Origin of the sequence: Sedimenticola thiotaurini, from assembly GCF_001007875.1 — a bacterium.
GTDB lineage: Bacteria > Pseudomonadota > Gammaproteobacteria > Chromatiales > Chromatiaceae > Sedimenticola > Sedimenticola thiotaurini.
In genome coordinates this window covers 3,868,424-3,889,062 of record NZ_CP011412.1, presented here as the reverse complement: position 1 = coordinate 3,889,062, position 20,639 = coordinate 3,868,424, and the positions used below count along the sequence as shown (strand labels likewise).

21 protein-coding genes are annotated in these 20,639 nt (G+C 59.5%); 3 read left to right on the top strand and 18 right to left on the bottom strand.

What is annotated here, in order from left to right:
- Positions 1 to 39: 39 nt before the first annotated feature.
- The 3 genes from AAY24_RS19355 to AAY24_RS17950 all read right to left on the bottom strand — a co-directional run bounded on the left by AAY24_RS19355 (position 40) and on the right by AAY24_RS17950 (position 4,634).
- Complete coding sequence (locus AAY24_RS19355; protein WP_199930430.1) at positions 40 to 1,857, bottom strand: hypothetical protein; 1,818 nt, start codon at positions 1,855 to 1,857, stop codon at positions 40 to 42.
- Between the two features lie 12 nt (positions 1,858 to 1,869).
- Complete coding sequence (locus tag AAY24_RS19350) at positions 1,870 to 2,379, bottom strand: hypothetical protein (protein ID WP_199930429.1); 510 nt, start codon at positions 2,377 to 2,379, stop codon at positions 1,870 to 1,872.
- Positions 2,380 to 2,459: 80 nt separating this feature from the next.
- Entirely contained in the window at positions 2,460 to 4,634 is a 2,175-nt protein-coding gene (locus tag AAY24_RS17950) for a peptidase domain-containing ABC transporter (RefSeq protein WP_046860836.1), read from the bottom strand.
- Positions 4,635 to 5,096: 462 nt separating this feature from the next.
- Here AAY24_RS17950 and AAY24_RS17945 point away from each other — a divergent pair, with 462 nt between their 5' ends.
- Together AAY24_RS17945 and mutS are read left to right on the top strand one after the other, a co-directional pair.
- Positions 5,097 to 5,369 (top strand): cupin domain-containing protein, encoded by a 273-nt coding sequence (locus AAY24_RS17945; RefSeq protein WP_046860835.1) that lies wholly within the window; start codon positions 5,097 to 5,099, stop codon positions 5,367 to 5,369.
- A 39-nt stretch (positions 5,370 to 5,408) separates the two neighbouring features.
- The gene (gene mutS / locus AAY24_RS17940; RefSeq protein ID WP_046860834.1) at positions 5,409 to 7,979 is read left to right on the top strand and encodes a DNA mismatch repair protein MutS; all 2,571 of its coding nucleotides are present in this window, start codon (positions 5,409 to 5,411) and stop codon (positions 7,977 to 7,979) included.
- 57 nt (positions 7,980 to 8,036) lie between these two features.
- Here mutS and phnP read toward each other — a convergent pair whose 3' ends face one another.
- The 15 genes from phnP to AAY24_RS19660 all read right to left on the bottom strand — a co-directional run bounded on the left by phnP (position 8,037) and on the right by AAY24_RS19660 (position 19,863).
- The gene (phnP, locus tag AAY24_RS17935; RefSeq protein ID WP_046860833.1) at positions 8,037 to 8,801 is read right to left on the bottom strand and encodes a phosphonate metabolism protein PhnP; all 765 of its coding nucleotides are present in this window, start codon (positions 8,799 to 8,801) and stop codon (positions 8,037 to 8,039) included.
- A complete protein-coding gene (phnN, locus tag AAY24_RS17930; protein ID WP_046860832.1) occupies positions 8,794 to 9,390 on the bottom strand; it encodes a ribose 1,5-bisphosphokinase in 597 nt (198 codons plus the stop codon). The genes phnP and phnN overlap by 8 nt, the downstream gene beginning before the upstream one ends.
- Positions 9,371 to 10,507 carry an alpha-D-ribose 1-methylphosphonate 5-triphosphate diphosphatase gene (phnM, locus tag AAY24_RS17925; RefSeq protein ID WP_046860831.1) on the bottom strand — a complete coding sequence of 379 codons (1,137 nt, stop codon included), beginning with the start codon at positions 10,505 to 10,507 and terminating at the stop codon, positions 9,371 to 9,373. The genes phnN and phnM overlap by 20 nt, the downstream gene beginning before the upstream one ends.
- Positions 10,504 to 11,232 carry a phosphonate C-P lyase system protein PhnL gene (gene phnL, locus AAY24_RS17920; protein ID WP_046860830.1) on the bottom strand — a complete coding sequence of 243 codons (729 nt, stop codon included), beginning with the start codon at positions 11,230 to 11,232 and terminating at the stop codon, positions 10,504 to 10,506. Before phnL ends, phnM begins: the two co-directional genes overlap by 4 nt.
- A gap of 18 nt (positions 11,233 to 11,250) precedes the next feature.
- Positions 11,251 to 12,027, bottom strand: coding sequence for a phosphonate C-P lyase system protein PhnK (gene phnK / locus AAY24_RS17915; RefSeq protein ID WP_046860829.1), 777 nt, complete (start codon positions 12,025 to 12,027; stop codon positions 11,251 to 11,253).
- Positions 12,027 to 12,884: an alpha-D-ribose 1-methylphosphonate 5-phosphate C-P-lyase PhnJ gene (locus tag AAY24_RS17910; RefSeq protein WP_046860828.1), complete on the bottom strand. Its 858-nt coding sequence runs from the start codon at positions 12,882 to 12,884 to the stop codon at positions 12,027 to 12,029. The genes phnK and AAY24_RS17910 overlap by 1 nt, the downstream gene beginning before the upstream one ends.
- Complete coding sequence (locus tag AAY24_RS17905) at positions 12,881 to 13,999, bottom strand: carbon-phosphorus lyase complex subunit (RefSeq protein WP_046860827.1); 1,119 nt, start codon at positions 13,997 to 13,999, stop codon at positions 12,881 to 12,883. The genes AAY24_RS17910 and AAY24_RS17905 overlap by 4 nt, the downstream gene beginning before the upstream one ends.
- A 1-nt stretch (position 14,000) precedes the next feature.
- Positions 14,001 to 14,612 (bottom strand): phosphonate C-P lyase system protein PhnH, encoded by a 612-nt coding sequence (phnH, locus tag AAY24_RS17900; RefSeq protein WP_046860826.1) that lies wholly within the window; start codon positions 14,610 to 14,612, stop codon positions 14,001 to 14,003.
- Position 14,613: 1 nt separating this feature from the next.
- A complete protein-coding gene (gene phnG, locus AAY24_RS17895; protein WP_046860825.1) occupies positions 14,614 to 15,063 on the bottom strand; it encodes a phosphonate C-P lyase system protein PhnG in 450 nt (149 codons plus the stop codon).
- 3 nt (positions 15,064 to 15,066) lie between these two features.
- Entirely contained in the window at positions 15,067 to 15,759 is a 693-nt protein-coding gene (phnF, locus tag AAY24_RS17890) for a phosphonate metabolism transcriptional regulator PhnF (RefSeq protein WP_046860824.1), read from the bottom strand.
- Between the two features lie 35 nt (positions 15,760 to 15,794).
- Positions 15,795 to 16,583 (bottom strand): phosphonate ABC transporter, permease protein PhnE, encoded by a 789-nt coding sequence (phnE, locus tag AAY24_RS17885; protein WP_046860823.1) that lies wholly within the window; start codon positions 16,581 to 16,583, stop codon positions 15,795 to 15,797.
- Between the two features lie 95 nt (positions 16,584 to 16,678).
- On the bottom strand, positions 16,679 to 17,695 hold the full coding sequence (gene phnD / locus AAY24_RS17880; protein WP_082117220.1) for a phosphonate ABC transporter substrate-binding protein: 1,017 nt from the start codon (positions 17,693 to 17,695) through the stop codon (positions 16,679 to 16,681).
- Between the two features lie 28 nt (positions 17,696 to 17,723).
- Positions 17,724 to 18,560, bottom strand: a complete 837-nt coding sequence (gene phnC / locus AAY24_RS17875) for a phosphonate ABC transporter ATP-binding protein (protein ID WP_046860822.1) — start codon at positions 18,558 to 18,560, stop codon at positions 17,724 to 17,726.
- Positions 18,561 to 18,734: 174 nt separating this feature from the next.
- Positions 18,735 to 19,613, bottom strand: coding sequence for a methylated-DNA--[protein]-cysteine S-methyltransferase (locus AAY24_RS17870; protein WP_046860821.1), 879 nt, complete (start codon positions 19,611 to 19,613; stop codon positions 18,735 to 18,737).
- Positions 19,606 to 19,863, bottom strand: a complete 258-nt coding sequence (locus tag AAY24_RS19660; RefSeq protein ID WP_046860820.1) for a hypothetical protein — start codon at positions 19,861 to 19,863, stop codon at positions 19,606 to 19,608. Before AAY24_RS19660 ends, AAY24_RS17870 begins: the two co-directional genes overlap by 8 nt.
- A 349-nt stretch (positions 19,864 to 20,212) precedes the next feature.
- Between AAY24_RS19660 and AAY24_RS17860 the strand changes: the two genes are divergently transcribed.
- A complete protein-coding gene (locus tag AAY24_RS17860; RefSeq protein WP_046860819.1) occupies positions 20,213 to 20,599 on the top strand; it encodes a VOC family protein in 387 nt (128 codons plus the stop codon).
- Positions 20,600 to 20,639 lie beyond the last annotated feature (40 nt).

Genomic DNA, 20,639 nt, shown 5'->3' with positions numbered 1-20,639 from the left:
ATACCCACACGTACAAAAACGTCAATATTTCGTGTGCAATCATGCGGCCATCATTGTATCGGCGCTGCTCACGGAAACGAAGGTGTTGGCACCGGTGCGCACGCCATCGGGCTCGATATCGACGAAAGTCATGCCGTTGAACTTTCCGAGCAGGGCAATGAGCTCCGTCACCCGCGCCTGCTCTGCGAGAAGTTCAGCGCGGCGCTGGGCGGTATTCGGACCGTAGGCTACCGTGCCGGAACCGCTGGATGAGCCACTGCTAACGAAAAAGGCGTTGCTGAGCATGGAGGGCGTGAGGCCGGGCACCAAATACTGCAGGCGATAACCCTGCGCCTCGGCCTGCTCGATGCTGGTCGGATTATTCGAGGAGGCTGCCCACTTTTCGATCAGGTCATCGACCAACGCCATCTGCTCGACCTTCGTTTCAGCGGCAGAGTAGTTCTCCACGGAGTTGGCCAGGGAGGAGGAGAGACTGGAGGCCTCACGCAGGTCGCGCACATTGCCAGAGCCCTGCATATCGGCCAGGGTCTTGGCCTGCTCGGTGAGCGGTATGGTATCGCTGAATTCGCGGTAGAAGGGGTTGTCGATGAGATCAATGTCGGCCATGTTGCCGGTGACTTCGCCCAGGGTACCTTTAGAACCATCGGTGCGGATGTAGGAGCCGAGATCGGCCACGGCGTTGCCATTAGCAAGGACCTGGGTGTTCTCCTCCTTGCCAACGTGGAAGCCGGCGATGCCGAGTTCCTCCAGTGTCTTCAGTTCGTCCTCGTCGGTTTTGCCGTCGGAATTCAAGTCCTGCCAGACGCGCAGTTTGTCCCAGTTGGCGTCACCCGCATCGACGTTGCCGTCGTTGTTTGTGTCCTCAGCGGCCAAAGCGGCGAAGCCGTCGGCGGCATTACCAACCACTTCGCCGTTTTCGTCCAGCAGCGGTGTGGAGTCGCCGAAAAGCTCCGTGCCGTTGTCGATAAGGCCGTTTTCGTTGCGGTCGAAGACCAGATAGCCGTCGTCCGGCTTGACCCAGCCGGTAGCATTGGCGGTACCGTCGCCATCGTGGTCGAAGAGAATGGGGTTGTCGGGATCGATGCCGGTGGTTTCGAGGCCATCATCATCGAGGTCGAGGGTCAGGGGGTCGCGGCGTTGGATCCAGTTGCGGGCATTCAAAAAGTCTCCGTTGACATCTGGCATGATACCAAGCGGATCCCACCAAACAAGAAAGTCAGCCCCCCATTCCACTAAATCATCGTACACTTCCTTGAATAATTCCTCACCTACCCAAGAAACTCCTATACCTAATGCAGCAACAACCGCGACAGGAGCACCTAAGAACACTGCTGCGCCAGCAGCAATACCTCCCAAGAGGGCACCAGCCAATGTTGCACCAACTCCCTCCGCATCCCCCTTTCTTAGGTAATCAATAACTTGATAGGCATCAACCAGAATCCCCCCAGCCTGGCCAACAATTTTAGCTATACCGCTATCTGCTACGGTCTTGGAGAAATCGCCAAAATCCGAAAGCCCTTCCGCTAACCGGCGGTCAAGATATTCAGAAATCTGTCGCTGCTCAAACGCGGTCTTGTCTAGGGCATCTTGCCATGCGCGGTTCCCCTCCATGCCATATAGATCTGCCTGCCTAGCATAACTTGTTGCAAGACTCGATGCCTGGTTATATGCCTCTGATAAAGCTGCAACGATCTCCTCAGCAGCCCTACGACCTTCAAGAGATTGATCCAAAATCCTTTTTGCCGACTCCTCAAGATACTTATTAATGAACTGCGCCGTTTTGAGCCCATAGTCTTTCATTGCAGCTGCAATTGCATCATTCGTCTCTGCTGCATTAGTGTCCGTTTGAGTAGTCATTTTTACTCCCTATTATTTACGTTTAATCCCTACCAACTCGGATATAAATATTGAGAACATAAGAAACGACGAATATAAAAAAAGCCACGCGACGGTTGTAATCACAATCACACCAACCTCACCACCTCTATAGAGTTTCTCCCAACGGCCTACACCAGTTCCTGGATATGGTTCATAAACCCCATAAAACGAAGCGAGAAAAGCTACAACAAACATACCCACAAAAAATATCGAACCCCATACCCTTTTAGATCTTGCTCGATGGTGAGTTGGTTCAGCGTATGCCAAATAAATTATCCACACAAAAAACACAGGCATACTTAACCAAGCATATGTCCACATTGCATCGGCAGCACAGGCATTTTCTGGTGCAGCAGCCAGCTTAAATGAATCAATAGCTGGCACGATCCTGGAAACCCATTCCAGTGAAGCAACTAACTCACAGGAACCATTGGAAGCTATAAGACCGAGCCACCATATAAAGAGAACGACTTTGAATCTGCCTTGTCCTTCTTTTGTCATACGTCACCCATTATTTCTGCATAAATCCTTCATCATCGAGCTGCATATCAAGTCAAGACGGAAGTGTTAAAGGGACATCATCATGCTTCCTTCCTTGCCATGTTGTTACCATTTCCTTGCCCAACAATCACTGTTTCTTTCACAAACAGTTTCTTTGGCACTTTGTGTGCAATAAACAATATCGTCACTTTTCCGTTCAGGTTATTGATTGTCGCCGCAAAACTCTCGGCAGCATGATCGTCGAGGTTTGATGTCGCCTCATCGAAGATCAAGATCCCGGGACGTTTCAGCAACGCTCGCGCAATAGCAATACGCTGTCTTTGACCGCCGGATAGTCCGACGCCATTTTCACCCAGTTGAGTCTGATAGCCATTCGGCAGTTCTTCGATGACATCGTGGATACCCGCCCAGCGACAAGCCGACACAATTTCCTCAAAGCTGGAAAGCGGGTTGGCCATATGAAGATTTTCATACACCGTACCGGAAAATAGCCGCGTTTCCTGGGGCACCACCCCAATCCTGGAGCGAAGCTCATTGGCGGAGAAGTGTCGGATATCCCTGTCGCCCAGCAGAATCCGCCCATTGCTCGGCCGGTAGAATCCGAGGATGAGCGTCGCCAGCGTACTTTTGCCTGAGCCGGATGGTCCCATCACCAGAGTCGTCTTGCCGGGCGCGAAAGTGTAGGAGAGGTCGGTGAACAACCAGGGATGGTCTTCGCTGTAACGGAAGCTGATGTTCTCCAGGCTCACTTCAACCTTGCCGCTCTTGGCCCTGTTTGGTGAGACAGCATAGGGCTCCGTCGGCACATTCATCAGATCGCCAAGGCGTTTCACCGCCAAGTTGGCCTGCTGGAACTCCTGGTAGAGACCAACCAACCTGAGCAGTGGCTGAGACAGTCTGCCTGCAAACATCTGGAAGGCCACTAGCATGCCGATGGTGAAGCCGTCGTTCTGCATCACAAGCAAGGTACCGACCACCAGGATTGCCAGTGTCTGCAGTTGCTCCAGTGATTGGGAAAGCGTGTTATAGGTGTTGGATATCTGCCGGGTAGAGAAGGTGGAGTGAAGATAGTCGGCCAGGAAGTTGCCATAGCGGCGCTCGAGCTGGGGTTCGAGTTGCAGGGATTTGACTGTCTCCATGCCACTGACGTATTCGGTGACGAAGGCCTGATTCCTCGCGCCCAGCAGGAACTGCTTGTTCAGTCGCTCCCGCAGTATGGGGGTTACAAGTATGCTCAGCAGTGTAAGTAAGGCGAGCAGACCGACTGCAATCAGTGATAGCTGCCAACTGTACCAGAACATGACTGCCAGCAGCACGATCATAAACGGCACATCCAGAAGCAGCGAGATGGCCGCCCCCGAGACGAACTCGCGGATGGTCTCCACCCCTTGTATGCGTGCCACCAGTGTGCCGGTGGGACGGTTGGCGAAATAGGGCATGGGCAGCTTGACGAGATGAGCAAAGACCCGGTGACCCAGCACCGCATCGATGCGGTTACCAGTGTGGATAACCAGATATTGGCGGATCCAGGTGAAGGAGGCGGAGAAGAGGATAGCCAGTACCATCCCGGCGCCAATGGCGATCAGGGTGCTCTGGGTTTGGTGGACCACCACCTTGTCGATAATGACCTGCGTGAACAGCGGCGTGGCCAGTCCGACCAGTTGCAGGATCAGAGAGGCGGCGAGGACGTCTCGCCAGACGTCTTTGTGTTTCAGCAGCTCCGGGACAAACCAGCGGAAGCCGAACTCTTTCTCTTCAACCTCCTTCTTACCGTCCTCATCGCGCAGATCTTCTGATTTGGGCGCAACTAGGTAGATGACGGGCTCGATCAAGGCTTCGAGCTCGGCATGGGGGACTTGGTGGGGTGTCTCACTATCCGGCTGGAAGTAGTGAATGCCCTCTTCGTCGGCATCGGAGATCAGGATAGGCTGCCAATGTTGGGCAGGGACCGCTTTTTCAGAGGTATCCTTGTCGCTGGCTGACTCGGCTGGAATATCTGATGGCTCCGTACGCAGAAAGGCAATACAGGGCAATGTGAGCGTAGAGAAATCCTCCACCACCGCCGCCGCGCACTGACCATGGCGCAGCCCCAAACCGTCGAGCGCGCGAAGAAGCTCGGCGATACCGTAATCCCCTGCCTCGGGGGGATGCTGCTGGACAAGTAGTGCTGAATCGAACGGGATCCGGTGGAAGCGACAGATGCTTCCAATCAGCCATACAGCATGTTCTGCTTGAAGTGTTTCTGAATTCTCCATCTATTTCTCTGGGCCATCCATTGACATACCCATTGAAGAGTGCGACTTCTAACATTTACTTTTATTCCTGTAAAGTTTATTCCTATCAATTTGTGACGATATATTCCAAAAAGTTTAAACAAGTTAAGAATCCTTACCTTCCATAAATAGCAAGATCACATATTTGCCCCAGCATAAAGGGCCTGTTAAGGATGGGTATCAGCCCAGAAATTCAATAACAATTACATCAATCCTGATTGCGACAAGAGCTGATAAAGGTTGTGCACAGTCCCTATGCAATTGATTGGGATACGGGAGGTGTTCAACATAAATAGATTAGAAATGTGAAAGTAGAACCGCACCGGCCCCTGCTCACGCAAGTGAGGCAGGGTTATCCAACTGATCGGGAAGAGCCCGGGCCTGACCATTCGGTCGAATTGGGCTACACTGTGCAGCCCTGATTCAGCATGTCGGACAATCCCTATGCAAATTCTCTGTGAACACAATGCGTCACCGGCCAAACTGGAGATCCTGGGGGTCTTTGAATGGCCCATCTGGGAGAAAGAGGTCTCGGAGTTTCCCTGGCAGTACGAGCGCACCGAGGTCTGTTACTTCCTGCGTGGTCAGGTGGAGATCACACCGGATGGTGGCGAACCCCAGACCTTCGGACGCGGTGATCTGCTCACCCTGCCGGCCGGCCTCTCCTGCACCTGGAAGATCCTCAAGCCGGTCGAAAAGCACTACAGTTTCGAATAGTTCAACCGTCCCCTGACCCAACCAGCACCGCAGAACCCGATGAGCAAGAAAGCCAGCCCGTCTCACACCCCGATGATGCAGCAGTACCTGCGCATCAAGGCCGATTATCCGGACATGCTGGTGTTCTACCGCATGGGGGATTTCTACGAGCTGTTTTATGGCGATGCAGAACGGGCCGCCCGGCTGCTTAACATCACTCTGACCAAGCGGGGCCAGTCGGCCGGTCAGCCGATCCCGATGGCCGGCATCCCCTACCACGCCGCCGAAGGCTACCTGGCCAAACTGGTCAAACAGGGCGAATCGGTGGCGATCTGCGAACAGGTGGGCGACCCGGCCACCAGCAAGGGTCCGGTGGAGCGCAAAGTACAACGCATCGTCACGCCGGGCACGGTCACCGATGACGCGCTGCTGGAGGAGCGCCGCGACAACCTGCTGGCTGCCCTTTATCAACAGAACGATCAGTTCGGTCTCGCCACCCTGGATTTGAGCAGTGGCCGCTTTGTGGTGCAGCAACTGACCGGCAGTGAGGCGCTGGCGGGGGAACTGGAACGACTGCACCCGGCGGAACTGTTGCTGATGGAGGAGTATGTCCTGCCGGAAGGTCTCACAGCCCCCGGGGGCATCACCCGGCGCCCGTCATGGCATTTCGACCGGGATAGTGCGGAGCAGCTGCTGACCCGCCAGTTCGGCACCCGGGACCTGGGAGGCTTCGGTTGTGCCGACCTGCCGCTGGCGATCGGTGCTGCCGGCTGCCTGTTGCAGTATGTCAAGGATACCCAGCAGAGCGCCCTGCCCCATCTGCGCGGCCTGTCGGTGGAGCGGCGCGAGGAGGCGATCATTATCGACGCCGCCACCCGGCGTAACCTGGAGCTGGACAACAGTCTCAGCGGTCAGCAACAGCACACCCTGGCGGGTATTCTGGATCGCACCACCACCCCCATGGGCAGTCGCCTGTTGCGGCGCTGGATCAACCGGCCGCTGCGGGACATCAATCAGGTCAGGGAACGGCACGACGCCATCGGTCTGCTGCTGAAACAGCAGGCGTTTCCGGCCCTGCAGGAGTGCCTCAAAGGAATCGGCGATATCGAACGTATCCTGGCCCGGGTGGCACTGAAGAGCGCCCGTCCGCGGGACCTGGCGACCCTGCGGGATTCCCTCAGTCAGCTGCCCGAACTGCAGGCCCGACTGGTAACGCTGGAAGCCCCGTTATTACAGCGTCTGGCCGACGAGTGCGGCACCCATCCCGACACGGTGGATCTGCTACAGCGCGCCGTGATCGAACAGCCCCCCATGCTGATCCGGGATGGCGGTGTGCTGGCCGAAGGCTATGATGCCGAACTGGATGAACTGCGCAACCTGTCCCAGAATGCCGACCAATTCCTGCTCGATCTGGAGAGCCGGGAGCGGGAGCGCACCGGCATTGCCAATCTCAAAGTGAGTTACAACCGGGTGCACGGTTACTATATCGAGATCAGCCGCAGCAAGTCGGAACAGGTGCCGGACGACTACGTGCGCCGCCAGACTCTGAAGGGCAGCGAGCGCTTCATCACCCCGGAATTGAAGAAGTTCGAGGATCAGGTACTGTCGGCCCGGGAGCGCGCCCTGGCCCGGGAGAAGATGCTTTACGACGCGCTGCTGGAGAGCCTGCAGGCGGTTATCGCCCCGTTGCAGCAGTGCGCCGCCGCCCTGGCCGCGCTGGATGTGATCAGCAACTTTGCCGAGCGGGCCGAGACCCTGCAACTGAGCCCACCGCAACTGGATGACACGCCGGGCATTCACATCGAGGATGGCCGCCACCCGGTAGTGGAGCAGGTGAGCGACGCGCCCTTTGTCGCTAACAGTGTGGAGTTCAGCGACCAGCGACGCATCCTGATCATCACCGGTCCCAACATGGGTGGTAAATCGACTTACATGCGCCAGACCGCGCTGATCGTGCTGCTCGCCTACGCCGGCAGCTTTGTCCCGGCCGGGGCAGCCCGGATCGGCCCGGTGGACCGGATCTTCTCCCGCATCGGCGCCTCGGATGACCTGGCCGGTGGCCGCTCCACCTTCATGGTGGAGATGGAGGAGACCGCCAACATCCTGCACAACGCCAGTGACCAGAGCCTGGTGCTGATGGACGAGATCGGCCGCGGCACCAGCACCTTCGACGGCCTGTCGCTGGCCTGGGCCTGTGCCGTGGAGCTGGCCACCCGCATCCGCGCCTTCACCCTGTTCGCCACCCACTATTTCGAACTCACCACCCTGCCGGAGGAGTACCCGGGCATTGCCAATGTGCACCTGGATGCGGTGGAGCATGGGGAATCCATCGTATTCCTGCACGCGGTGCGGGAAGGGCCGGCCAACCAGAGCTACGGCCTGCAGGTGGCGGCCCTGGCCGGCGTACCGAGACCGATCATCAAACGTGCCGCCGAGCGGTTGCGGGAACTGGAGCTGTCCGCCCAGCGTCACAGCGACCAGCATGCCAGCCAGCTCTCCCTGTTTGCCCCGGCAGCGGAACCGGCGCCCCCATCCCCTGCCCTGGAGGCGTTGCAGCGGATCGATCCCGACGACCTGACCCCGCGACAGGCGCTGGAGGAGCTGTATCGGCTCAAGGCGCTGTGTGACTGAACAGGATTTGGCGGAATCCCCCTTCCGGGTGACCCCGGATCACCTCCCACTCACCCCCTAAGGACAGGGGATACGCATCCCGTCCCGGGCAACCGAGACATCCGCCGGCAGCTCTCCGGCGTGCTCCAGCAACCAGTTATCGAAGTGGTGGCTGATGTGGGTCAGCAAGGTCTGCTCCGGACGCAGGCGACCTATAATCGCCAGCGCCTGGGTCAGATCGTTGTGGTTCCGCGGCGGATTTGGCATGGGCGGCTCAGAGCAGTCCAGGATCAGATAGTCGATACGGGACTCGGCCAGAAAGCGCTGTGCAGGCCGGGGCAGGCCGGCGGTATCACAAAGATAGGCAATCGCTGTACCCGGCGTCTGCAACAGGTACCCCAGGGTCACCCGGGAGTGCTGCAGCGGCACGGCCGTAACCCGCAGACCGTCCCACTCCAGGCTCTGAAAAGGCTGAAAAGGCTTCTGCAACTTAAAGATACCGGGGTGTTTGTACAGGTCGTCGCAACCCACTGGATCGTCGGGCCGGTATACCGGGATGTTGCGCGGCCCGCCGGCCCAGCGCAACTGGAACAGGGCCTGGACGTGATCCATGTGGAAATGGGTCAGGATAATCCGCTCCAGCTGTTCCGGGCGGTAGCGCTGCGCCAGATGATGGCTGCCGGCGTCGATCAGGGTGACCCCTTGCTCACCGGTGATTGCCAGCCCGGCCGGGCGGCGTCGATAAGAGGCGACGCTGGCGGCGCGCTGGCAGATGGGACAGCGGCATCCCCAGACCGGCACCTGGGCGGCTCCGCCACTGCCGGTGAACTCGATCTCAGGCATGGATCGCCACGACCCCCTGTCCGGTCAGCAGCTGCTCCAGTCGCTGTACGGCATCCTCAAGTGCGGCATTGTTATACAGTCGGCAGACCGGCCCGGTGATCTGTCCATCGTACTCCCTGGCCCGCTTCAGCCGCGCCTCAATCTGCAGCTCGCTCTCCCGCCCCCGGGCCCGCAGCCGCCCTTCCAGAAGCGATTCATCCACCGTCACCAGCACCGCCAACAGACGTTCCCGGAAACGTACCCGGGCCTGCTCCAGATGCTCCCGGGAGCCGTTAACCAGCACCGAGCGTCCGGATGCCAACCACACATCCACTTCGCAACCGATGCCGTAATGCTGTCCGTTGGCCATCCAATCCAACGCAAACAGCCCCAGTGCGCGGCGTATCTTGAACTCCTCCCGGGACAACTCCACGTGGTTCTCGCCACCGGACTGCCAGGGACGGGTGATATAACGATGGGCGACGATAACACCGGAGTTCGCCCCTAGGCGCCGGCGTAACCCGGCGATAATCGAGTCCTTGCCGCTGCCGGAGGCCCCCATCAGGTAAACCAGCCGGGGCTCTCTCACCCTAATAGACCCGGTTGCCATCTTTCCACACCTGCTCGATATGGACATGGTCGTCCGTCCGACTGCTCCAGACCAGGTCGGCCCGGGCACCTGGGGCGATACGCCCCCGATCATCCATGCCCACCGCTTCGGCCGGTCGCCAGGTAACCAGGGATAAGGCTGCCGGCAGGTCGTAGTCATTCTCCGGCAGCATCGCCACCTTGAATGCCGCATCCAGCAGGCTGGCCGGGTAGTAGTCGCTGGAGAGAATATCCAGCACCCCGTCGGTGGCCAGTTCGTGGGCTGCCACATTGCCCGAGTGAGATCCGCCCCGTACCATGTTTGGCGCCCCCATCATTACCGACATCCCCCTGTGGTGAGCGGCCCGGGCCGCCTCAGCGGTAGTGGGGAACTCCGCCACCACCATGTTCAAACCGTGGGACTCGTCCACGTGCTCCCGGGTTGCATCGTCATGGCTGGCCAGCGGGATGTTACGCTCATTGCAGAGCGCGCAGATCGCCTTTCGATAGGGATCACTGTAGCGCTGGCTGGCTGCGCTCTGGCGTTCAATAAAAGCCTCCAGTTCCGCATCGGAGAGCTTGTACTTGCCCTGGTAGTACTGACGGTAGCGAGCCAGGCTGGCAAACTGGCGCTGCCCCGGCGAGTGATCCATCACCGAGACCAGCTGAGGCGTACTCACATCCAGCAGGGAGAGAAACATATCCAGGGTATCCGCGTGGCTCACCTCGCAGCGCAGATGGAGGCGATGATCGGCCCGGTTCAGGTTGCGTCGCGCCGACTCGTCCAGGGCGGCCACCATACGCTGCAGGTTTTTCAGACGTTCACTACCATCCACTACGTCACCGATGGAAACCGCATCAAAGACGGTGGTGATGCCGGCACTGATCATCTGCGCGTCATGCACCTTGAACGCCTGGATGCCCGGCCAGGCGACGCCGGGACGCGGGGTGAAGTGCTTCTCCATGTTATCGGTGTGCAGCTCGATCATACCCGCCGTCAGGTAGCCCTGTCGGCAGTCGATGGCACCGGGCAGGGTTACCCGTCCAGGATCGATCGAATCGATCAGCCCGTTCTTCACCGTCAGGGTGCCGTCAATCACCTCGTCTGACAGGACAATTTTCGCGTTGGTTAATATCAACTTCCCACTCCCTGCTGACAACTGGCGGCGACTGGGGAATCGACCCGGCCCATATCGAACACCCGGCTGGCCACCGCCTCCCGAACCGCCGCATCGTGAAAGATGCCCACCACCGCACTACCCCGCACCAGCGCTTCCCGGATCAGCGCCACCACCACCTGGCAGTTGTCCCGATCCAGTGAAGCGGTGGGTTCATCCAGCAGTAGCAACGGATGATCCGCGATAAAACCGCGGGCAATATTGATGCGCTGCTGCTCGCCCCCGGAGAAGGTACCGGGGGCCAGGGACCAGAGCCGTTGCGGGATATTGAGCCGTTCCAGCAGTGCCCGGGCCCGGGCTTCCGCTTCGCCATCGTCCACGCCGCGCTCGCGCAACGGCTGTTTCACCACCTCCAGGGCGGAGACCCGGGGGATCACCCGCAGGAACTGGCTGACATAACCCAGCGTCTCACGGCGGATCTCCAGCAGCAGATGACTGCCAGCGCTGGCCAGGTCCACCATCTCCCCGCGATGCCGCAGCCGGATACGCCCGTCACTGGGCAGATAGTTGGCGTAGAGGGTGCGCAGCAGCGTGCTCTTGCCACTGCCGCTCTGGCCATGCAGCACCAGGCACTCCCCCGCTGCCACCCGCAGGTTGATCTCCTGCAGCACCGTCAACCGGGCGCCGCCCTGGTTGTGCAGGGTGAAAACCTTGGACAGGCCCTGTATATCGATCACCGTTGTCATTGCATCACTCCTGTCATGTCACGGGGTGAGAACCGAAGAGACCAGCAGCTGGCTGTAGGGGTGCTGCGGATCATCCAGGACCTGGTCGGTGAGACCCTGCTCCACGATCCGCCCCTGGCGCATCACCACCAGCCGCTGGGCCAGCAACCGAGCCACCGCCAGGTCGTGGGTAACGATGATCACCGCCAGGCCAAGATCGGTGACCAGATTGCGCAGCAGGTCGAGCAGACGCGCCTGCACCGACACATCCAGTCCGCCGGTCGGTTCATCCATAAACACCAGCCGTGGATGGGTCACCAGGTTGCGGGCGATCTGCAGGCGCTGCTGCATACCGCCCGAGTAGCTGCCCGGTTTGTCGTCGATGCGCTGTTCGTCCAACTCCACATCCCGCATCCAGCGCAGGCCCCTGGCCCGGATCTCACCGTAATGACGTGCGCCTACGGCCATCAGCCGTTCGCCAATGTTGGCCCCCGCAGAGACCCCCATGCGCAGGCCGTCCCGGGCGTGCTGGTGTACCATGCCCCACTCGGTACGCAACAGGCGCCGACGCTCGAACTCCGAGAGCCGGTAGAGATCCAGCAGACGGTTCTCCGCGTCGCGGTAATGGATGCTTCCAGCAGTCGGCTCCAGGCGGCCGCAGAGGCAGTTGAGCAGGGTCGATTTGCCGGAACCGGACTCACCCACAATACCCAGCACCTCGCCCGAATAGAGTTCCAGATCGATCTCCTGGCAGCCTTTACCCGGCGCATAGAGACGGGTCAGATCCCGAACGGTCAGCAACGGCTGCTCACCCATCACGCCACCTCCCGACGCTGCTGGCGCTGGCGGCAGTAGTCGGTATCGGAGCAGATAAAACTGCGTCCACCCTGGTCATCTATTACCACCTCATCCAGGAAGCTCTCTCGGGAGCCGCAGATGGCACAGCTCTCCGCCCAGCTCTGAACCCGGAACGGGTGATCCTCAAAATCGAGACTGACCACATCGGTGTAGGGCGGGATAGCGTAGATCCGTTTCTCACGCCCGGCACCGAACAGCTGCAGCGCCGGCATGCGGTGCATCTTCGGGTTGTCGAAGCGCGGGATCGGCGATGGATCCATGATGTAGCGACCATTCACCTGTACCGGGTAGGCGTAGGTGGTGGCGATCTCGCCGAAGCGGGCGATATCCTCGTAGAGTTTCACGTGCATAACACCGTAGTCCTCCAGGGCGTGCATGCGCCGGGTCTCCACTTCGCTTGGTTCGATAAAGCGCAGCGGTTCCGGTATCGGCACCTGGTAGACCAGAATCTGGTCCGGTTTCAGCGGCGTCTCCGGGATGCGGTGCCGGGTCTGGATCAGTGTCGCCTGATCGGTGCGATCGGTGGTGCGCACCCCGGTCAGGTTGCGGAAAAAGGCGCGGATGCTGACCGCGTTGGTGGTGTCGTCAGCCCCTTGGTCGATCACCTTCAACACATCCTCCCGGCCGATCACCGCCGCACTCACCTGGATGCCGCCGGTGCCCCAACCGTAGGGCATCGGCATCTCGCGTCCGCCGAACGGCACCTGGTAGCCGGGAATCGCCACCGCCTTGAGCAGGGCGCGCCGGATCATGCGCTTGGTCTGTTCGTCCAGGTAGGCGAAGTTATAGCCCTCTCTGACCGTTGTTTGATTCATTGCTGGTTCTCCGCTGTTGCCGGCTCCGTTACCATCTCGCTGCGCAGTCGCCGCAGCAGCTCCAGCTCGGACTGAAAATCGACGTAGTGGGGCAGCTTGAGGTGGGAGACGAACCCGGATGCCTCCACGTTGTCGCAGTGGGACAGCACGAACTCCTCCTGCTGCGCCGGTGAGTTTCGCTCTTCATCATAGTCATCCGCCTGCAGCGCCCGATCCACCAGAGCCATGGCCATGCTCTTGCGTTCGCTCTGGCCAAAAGCGAGACCGTAGCCGCGGGTGAATTTCACCTCTCCATCCGGCAGGCGGCTGAAGCCGTTGATCATCTCGCACTCGGTCACCTGCAAAGTGCCGATCTCCACCGGGAAACCAAGCTCCTCCGGCACCAGGGTCAGACTCACTTCGCCGACCCGGATCTCACCGGCAAACGGATGGTTGCGGCCGTAACCGCGCTGGGTCGAGTAGCCGAGTGCCAGCAGGAATCCCTCGTCGCCCCGTGCCAGGGACTGCAGACGGGCGCTGCGGTCGCTGGGGTAGTCCGGTGGCGTTTCGGTGATGTCCGCCGGTTCGCTGCCATCGTCCTGTTGCGACACCAGCAGTCCCTCCCGCTCCAGCATCTGCAACACCCGGCCCATCGGCTCCGGCTGCTGCTCCACATTCTGTTCTGCCGGGGTGTCATCGACGACCGGGGATGACACCCCGCTATCGCCCTCGGCCAACAACCTGAAATCGAGCAGTCGGTGGGTGTAATCAAAGGTAGAACCCAGTACCTGCCCCCCCGGCAGATCCTTGAAAGTGGCCGAGACCCGCCGATCCACCTGCATAGAGGTGGTATCAATCGGTTCACTGACATAGAGCCGGCTGAGGGTGGTGCGGTAGGCGCGCAGCAGGAAGATCGCCTCCACCAGATCGCCGGCCGCCTGCTTGATCGCCAAGGCCGCCAGCTCGGGATCGTAGATCGAGCCCTCGGTCATCACCCGGTCCACCGCCAGCGGCAGTTGCTCCCGGATCTGGGCAACCGACAGTTCGGCTAGTCCGGTGTCACCCCGACGCCGTTTTGCCAGCAACCGGTGGGCCTGATCAATGGCCTTCTCTCCCCCTTTTACTGCCACATACATCTCAATACACCTCCACCTGAGTGGTTCGGGGGATGGCCACCAGGGATCGCACATCCGTGAACATAAAATCGAGCCCCAGTGGAAACGGATCGGGTCGTTCAACCAGGTATTCAATCAGTGGCCGGCAGAGGCCATCCAGTGCTAACTGTCGCCGCCCGTCAATCCCCGGCCCACTCAATTGCAAACAGGTAAAACCGGGCCCCACATCGCTGTGCCTGGCCAGCGCCGCCACCTGAATGATCAGGGTGCAGCCCCGTTCCGGGTACTCCAGAGTGCCCCGGGGGAAACCGGCCAGCGTGTCCATCTCGTTGCCCTGGGCCAGGGCAAAGCGGGCCGTGGCGGCATCGGTCGCGAGCGGCATGCCGGTGTGGAAATGGAGATTGTGCCGAACCTGCGGATCAGCCAGTCCGTCCGACAGCCAGAGTGGTGTCCGGGAATCAAGCAAGCTCAGGCAGACCGCGTGGGTGGCCGGATAGAGCTGCCGCAGTGCCGCCACCGGCGGCAGCTCCACAATCACCCCCGGTTCACTCATCGCCTTGAGCAGGCAGCGGAAGGTCTGCTGGGCCTGCGAGACCGGATCTTCAAAAGCGGGAACAATGGCAAGGTTCTGCATCTTAGTCCTCCCCCCTGACCAGGGTGAAAAAGTTGACCCGGGTGGCTGCCGCCTCGGTCGCGCGCTGCTGCTGCTGTTGCGCCAGCGTCTGACGCAGCGGCTTGATCACCTGTTGATAGATCGCCTCCCGGTGGTTGTCGGACTGCAACAGGGCATCCAGTTGCGCCGCGCACAGGGCGTGGGGTTTATTGCGTCCCCGAATGTAGGCATAGCCGTAGTGGCCATTGGCGGACTGCACCACGCAGCGGGTGATGGTCACATCCCCCAGATTGAAGCGGTTACCGGTGCCGCCCATGCGCGCCCGCACCTGGGCCAGGCCGATCTCAGGTGCCCGGACGCTAGTGAAGCGGTCAAGCGCCAGAAACGGTTGCGCCAGTTCGATCAACTGCCCCGCGGGAGCCTGGGCCAGCACCGACATCCACTGCCGGCGGCTGTTTTGTGTGGTAGGCATGTTTCAAGGCTCCACGCTGTATTCAAAAAGGTCACCACGGCTGATGCTGATGGCATACTCCATCAGCGATCCGCTCCCCTGGAGGTAGTAACGGCTGTGGATCTCCATCACAGGTATGCCCCGTCCGATTTTTAACTGGCTGCACTCATCAAAGGTAGGCATGCGGGCCCGTAGCCGGGTAGTACCGCGCAGCGCCCGGTAACCGTAGCTCTGTTGCAGGAACCGGTGCAGAGAACCGCTGCGAAAACGGACCATCTGCCGGATATCGACGTTGAACAGATGGTGCCGCATCAGGGTGGCCGGCTGCTCATCGATACAGCGACAGGTGCGAATCAGCACAATACCGGTATCGGCCGGCAGTTGCAGACGACTGGCCAGCGCCTCACCGAGCGGCTCTTCACGACACCCCAGTACTTCGGTATCCAACAGCAAACCCATTTTTGACAGATTGTGGGTAAAGCAGGAGGGATGGTTCAGCGCATAGTCAATCGGCGCCCCCACCACCTGGTTACCCAGCCCCTGGTAACGGCGCACTAAACCGTCGTGCACCAGTTCGTCGACTGCCCGCCGCAAGGTGTGACGATTCACATTAAAGCGCTTTGCAAGCTGATGTTCCGAGGGCAGCATATCGCCATGGGAATAGTGATTGCGGATCTCATCACGCAGTTGGGTGGCTATTGTCAGGTAAACGGCCATGGCAGTTGTCTATACAAATCCGCTCAACAAAAAACTCAGATAAATGCCTTGCGTAATCGCTGGGAAGTGAGATCAATCAGGGTCACGCTGACGATAATCACCAACATCACCGCACAGGTCTGCTGGAACTGGAAGCCGCGCACACTCTCCCACAGGATTACACCGATACCACCGGCACCCACCATACCCACCACTGTTGCGGAACGGACATTGGATTCAAAGCGGTACAGGGAGAAGGAGATCCACAACGGCAACACCTGGGGTATCACCCCGTAGAGGATCTCCTGCAACAGTGAGGCACCGGTCGCCCGCACCCCTTCCACCGGTGCCGGATCGATCGCCTCCACCGCTTCGGAGAAGAGTTTGGCCAGTACACCGGTGGTGTGAACAAACAGGGCCAACACGCCGGCGAACGGACCCAGGCCAACCGCCACCACGAACAACATGGCAAAGACCATCTCGTTGATCGCACGGGTTGCATCCATCAGACGTCGGGTTGGCTGGTAGATCCAGGCAGGTGCCAGGTTCTCTGAACTCATAAGGCCCAAAGGGATGGAGCAGATGATCGCCAGCGTGGTACCCCACAGGGCGATGTGCAGGGTGACCACCATCTCTTCCAGGTAGTAACTCATATCGCTGAAGTCAGGCGGAAAAAAATCCCTGGCGAATTCCAACATATTGTCAGCATCGGAAAACAGCACCAGGGGCTTCATCTCAGCCGCTTGCCAGCCCCAGCTCAAGGCCAGCAAAAACAGGCCCCAGCTGATGGCCGCCAACCAGTTAAACGGCTGTTTAGGAATCGGCAGGTTGTTCGCGGTTATCATGGTTCAGCCTCTCCAGGACAGGGATATTTCCTGTGCATGAACCGCTGTGGCGGGCGACTGAACAAGTCGCCTCCCGCTACAGCAGTTGCCGGAAATCAATTCGCCACGGCCACCGAGATCGCTTCCATGCGGCGACTTAATTCAGACAGCTTGTCATCGATGGCCTGGATCTTTTCCGCCTTCTCTGCATCACTCAGATCGGATGCCTTGGCCAGCTTCACGCGTTCCTTGTAAAGCACCAGTTGACGAATCGGCAGCAGTTGATCATTGCTGGAAGCCTTGAACGGAGCCCATTGCAGGTCCGCGAGGATCTTCGTCTCTTTGCTGTCACCGGTCTTGCCGTAGTTCATCAGGAAGTCATACACCTTGCTCTTGACGCGCTCCGGCAGGTTCTTGCGCCAGACGATCGGATCGGCAGGGATCAGCGGCGACTTCCAGATCACCTTTACCTTTGCCACTTTGTCCGGATGGGTTATCTTCACCCGCGCCATGGTTTCGGTGTTGTTGGTGGCCACATCCACCTGGCCGTTAGCCACTGCCAGGAAATTGGATTCGTGACTGCTGTTGGTCATGCGCTTGAAGGCCTTTTTAGGATCTACGCCATTCTTGGCGAACACGTAGTAGCTGGGTACCAGGAAACCGGAAGTGGAGTTGGGATCGCCATTACCGAAAGCCAGTTCTCCGGTCAATTTCAGCATATCCTCGACCGAGTTGATCCGATCATCATCCGCGCGCGCCAGCAGCAGGCTCCAATAGCCGGGGTTGCCAGTTACGTCCACGGTCTGGGCGAAGATCTCGCCGCCCGCCCGATCAACCGCCTCCATGGCTGACTTGTTGCCGTACCAGGCCACATCCACCTTGTCGAAACGCATACCCTGGATGATCCCGGCATAATCAGAGGCGAAGAACGGCTTAACTTCCATGCCCAATTTAGCCGACATGTCGTCAAGAAAGGGCATCCAGACAGTTTTCAGATTCTGTGAGGATTCGGTCGAAATAATACCGAAGGTAAGGACTTTGGCCTCCTCCGCCTGCAGTGTTTGAATCCCGGCGAGGGAGCCGGCAAGCACCAGGACTGCGGTAATTTTCATGAACAGTTTTTTAATTTTCATCAATGGACTCCGTGTAGGATGGTTCGGGTTAGGCAATCGCAAGACGACGATCGGACAGCAGGGTCCGGGACGGTGCGTTCGGGGAATGGAGCTTGGGCTGATCACTGCCGTAGAGTTGGTCGATCTGTGTCTCGTTCAGGACATCGATGTGATCGTCGAAAACGATCTCCCCCTGACGCAGGGCCACCGCACGGCGGCAGTACTGCTGCGCGTAGTCAACCTGATGGAGGGTGACAACGACGGTGATGCCATCCCGACGATTGATATCCCGCAGGGTCTGCATGACCCGGCGGGACGATTCGGGGTCCAGCGAAGCGATCGGCTCATCAGCCAGGATCACCCGGGCCCGCTGCATCAAGGCGCGGGCAATAGCTACCCGCTGCTGCTGGCCACCGGATAACTCAGAGGCCCGTTTCAGGGCGAACTCGCGCAGCCCCACCCGCTCCAGCGCCTCCAGAGCGGCACGTTTCTCCCGTTCAGTAAACCAGCCAAGCAGTCCCCGTTGCGTGGAGATCCGGCTCAGGCCACCGATCAGTACGTTTTTCAACACCGACAGACGACCAACCAGATTAAACTGCTGGAAGATGTGACCGATCTGCGCCCGGGAATGACGGATATCCCGTTCCAGTCGACCCTGACGCTGGATGACACGACCCAACACGGTGACTTCAGCTCCGCAGTCACGATCCGCCAAGGTGAGACCGGACAGGTGACGCAACAGCGTCGACTTGCCCGAACCGGAGGGACCGATCAGGGCGACCATGTCACCCTGTTCGATAGACAGGTCGATACCCCGGAGTACCGGGGAAGCATCGCGCTCACGGGAAAAAGTTTTGGTAACGCGGGATAGGGCAATAGCAGTCATGTCTCTCTCCTCGTTCTATTGCCGGGAGATGCTACTGTCCGTTTGTGACAAGCCAGTTATCTAGACATGTCGAAATAGTGAAGCTTTTTTTATTGGAATATTATGCCGAGGTGATTCTGACAACACGGGGCGTGGAGAAGCGTCACCCCTCCATCGACATCGGAAGAAAACCGCTTAGCCACCCTGGTCAGCAGATCCCTGGACCGCCTCTCGACGGGCCGCCTCCCAGCCCTGGATAATCAGCTTGCGGTCCTCGCCCCAGCGATACTGCCCGGACTCACCGGTCTCCCGGATCACCCGATGACAAGGGATCAGGTAACCGATCCGGTTGGCAGCCAGGGCGGAACCCACCGCTCTGGACGCACGGGGCGACCCGGCCAGCGCAGCCAGTTCGGAGTAGGAGATCAGTGCGCCACTACCGATCTGCAACAGCGCCTCCCACACCTTGATCTGGAAATTGGTGCCCTGTAAGACCAGGTGCAGGGAGCCCGGCCGCGGCTGCTCCGGGAAGATCCGCGCCACCAGATCGATCGCCCGGGATTCATCACGGTACAGCCGGGCCCCGGACCAAGCTTCTGCCAGCTCATGCTCAAACCGACCATCGATATCATCATGGAAACCCAGGTGACAGACACCGTTTGAGGTCCAGCCAACCAGGGCGACACCAAACGGGCTGCCGCTCCAACCATAACCGATCTCAAGCCCTGCCCCACGCGTCTTGATCTGCCCGGGAGTCATCGCTTCGCAACTGATCATCAGGTCGTGCAGCCGTCCCGGGCCGGAAAGCCCTGCTGCGTGGGCAGCCTCCAGCAGCGGCCGGGATTCCCGTAACGCCGCCCGGGCCCGCTCCTTGGTCAGGTACTGCAGAAAACGTTTCGGTGACACACCCGCCCAGCGACTGAACAGACGTTGGAAATGGTATTCGCTCAGCCCCACCTCCGCGGCCACCGCACCGAGGGACGGTTGCTCGCTGGCATGGGCACGCAGAAAACGGATCGCCCGGGCAATGCGCTGATACTGGAGCTGTGATTCGGTGTCGGATAAGTCAAACATTTTGATCAGCCTTGGCCGAAAAGAGTCGGCGCGGGGAGAAACCGGTCACCAGGGCGGTTCCCGCGATCACCACCAGTGATCCGGCCAGGGTGTACCAGCCCACCCCAGCCAGAAACAGGGTCGCCAGCCCGACACGCCACCCCACCAGCCATACGGCCCCCAGCACCGGCGCGCCGATTCGCATGAACAGGAACGAGCCACCCCAGATCGCCGCCAGGCTAAGTAGACACACAAGGTTGGCGCTATCCATTCACTGCTCCATCTGAAAAGGTCCGGATTTGGCCAGGATCAGCCGTTGAGCACACTATAGATAGACCGGTCACCAGACACCACCCGATTCTTGCTCATCCCCAGGGAACCAACCATTACCCCCCCAACGTGTCCACTTCGCCCGCAGTTGCTTGAGCCGGGCGGTTTGTTCAGCATAGGATGGCTTGGAGTGATGACGCCGAAACCGGGTTGCCCGATGTGCCGGAGCCTTCGGCAGTGGCGCTGTAAAAAGTGCCGCTGTACCAACAGGAGTGACCGATCCGGAAAGATGGCGTTGCGATACCAATCCCCTTGCCGAAAAGTTCTGATCAACCACCAGGAGGCCTTTTATGCTACCGCAACTCAGAGTAGCCCACCCTACCAGCGATCTGGAGCGGATTGTAGCAATGTATCGGGAGGGATTGGATCTGGATGAACTGGGGCACTTCCGGGATCACGAGGGGTTTGACGGCGTCATGCTTGGTGTGGCTGGTGGCCCCTACCACCTGGAGTTCACTCACCGGCCGGGCCACCCGGAGACAACACGCCCCTCTGCGGAGGCTCTGTTGGTGTTCTATTTGCCCGATCCGCAGGAGTGGCATCAGCGATGTGAAAAGATGCGGCGCGCGGGCTTTCTGTCGGTTCCCCCAAACAATCCCTATTGGGCCAGAGCCGGACAGACTTTCGAAGACCCGGACGGTTATCGTGTGGTAATCCATCACAGTGACTGGCCTTGAGCAGGCTCGTTCCCAGACAGTCACAGAACATTGAAACAGT

Excerpts from the sequence above, each read along its gene's own strand:
- phnL (WP_046860830.1), bottom strand. The coding sequence starts at position 11,232 with ATGACAACGGTGATCGATATACAGGGCCTGTCCAAGGTTTTCACCCTG.
- phnF (WP_046860824.1), bottom strand. The coding sequence starts at position 15,759 with ATGGCCGTTTACCTGACAATAGCCACCCAACTGCGTGATGAGATCCGC.
- AAY24_RS19355 (WP_199930430.1), bottom strand. The coding sequence starts at position 1,857 with ATGACTACTCAAACGGACACTAATGCAGCAGAGACGAATGATGCAATT.
- AAY24_RS17945 (WP_046860835.1), top strand. The coding sequence starts at position 5,097 with ATGCAAATTCTCTGTGAACACAATGCGTCACCGGCCAAACTGGAGATC.
- AAY24_RS17860 (WP_046860819.1), top strand. The coding sequence starts at position 20,213 with ATGCTACCGCAACTCAGAGTAGCCCACCCTACCAGCGATCTGGAGCGG.
- phnC (WP_046860822.1), bottom strand. The coding sequence starts at position 18,560 with ATGACTGCTATTGCCCTATCCCGCGTTACCAAAACTTTTTCCCGTGAG.
- phnN (WP_046860832.1), bottom strand. The coding sequence starts at position 9,390 with ATGGCAACCGGGTCTATTAGGGTGAGAGAGCCCCGGCTGGTTTACCTG.
- phnK (WP_046860829.1), bottom strand. The coding sequence starts at position 12,027 with ATGGGTGAGCAGCCGTTGCTGACCGTTCGGGATCTGACCCGTCTCTAT.
- AAY24_RS19660 (WP_046860820.1), bottom strand. The coding sequence starts at position 19,863 with ATGGATAGCGCCAACCTTGTGTGTCTACTTAGCCTGGCGGCGATCTGG.
- AAY24_RS19350 (WP_199930429.1), bottom strand. The coding sequence starts at position 2,379 with ATGACAAAAGAAGGACAAGGCAGATTCAAAGTCGTTCTCTTTATATGG.
- phnE (WP_046860823.1), bottom strand. The coding sequence starts at position 16,583 with ATGATAACCGCGAACAACCTGCCGATTCCTAAACAGCCGTTTAACTGG.
- AAY24_RS17910 (WP_046860828.1), bottom strand. The coding sequence starts at position 12,884 with ATGAATCAAACAACGGTCAGAGAGGGCTATAACTTCGCCTACCTGGAC.
- phnH (WP_046860826.1), bottom strand. The coding sequence starts at position 14,612 with ATGCAGAACCTTGCCATTGTTCCCGCTTTTGAAGATCCGGTCTCGCAG.
- AAY24_RS17950 (WP_046860836.1), bottom strand. The coding sequence starts at position 4,634 with ATGGAGAATTCAGAAACACTTCAAGCAGAACATGCTGTATGGCTGATT.
- phnP (WP_046860833.1), bottom strand. The coding sequence starts at position 8,801 with ATGCCTGAGATCGAGTTCACCGGCAGTGGCGGAGCCGCCCAGGTGCCG.
- phnD (WP_082117220.1), bottom strand. The coding sequence starts at position 17,695 with ATGAAAATTAAAAAACTGTTCATGAAAATTACCGCAGTCCTGGTGCTT.
- AAY24_RS17870 (WP_046860821.1), bottom strand. The coding sequence starts at position 19,613 with ATGTTTGACTTATCCGACACCGAATCACAGCTCCAGTATCAGCGCATT.
- phnG (WP_046860825.1), bottom strand. The coding sequence starts at position 15,063 with ATGCCTACCACACAAAACAGCCGCCGGCAGTGGATGTCGGTGCTGGCC.
- mutS (WP_046860834.1), top strand. The coding sequence starts at position 5,409 with ATGAGCAAGAAAGCCAGCCCGTCTCACACCCCGATGATGCAGCAGTAC.
- AAY24_RS17905 (WP_046860827.1), bottom strand. The coding sequence starts at position 13,999 with ATGTATGTGGCAGTAAAAGGGGGAGAGAAGGCCATTGATCAGGCCCAC.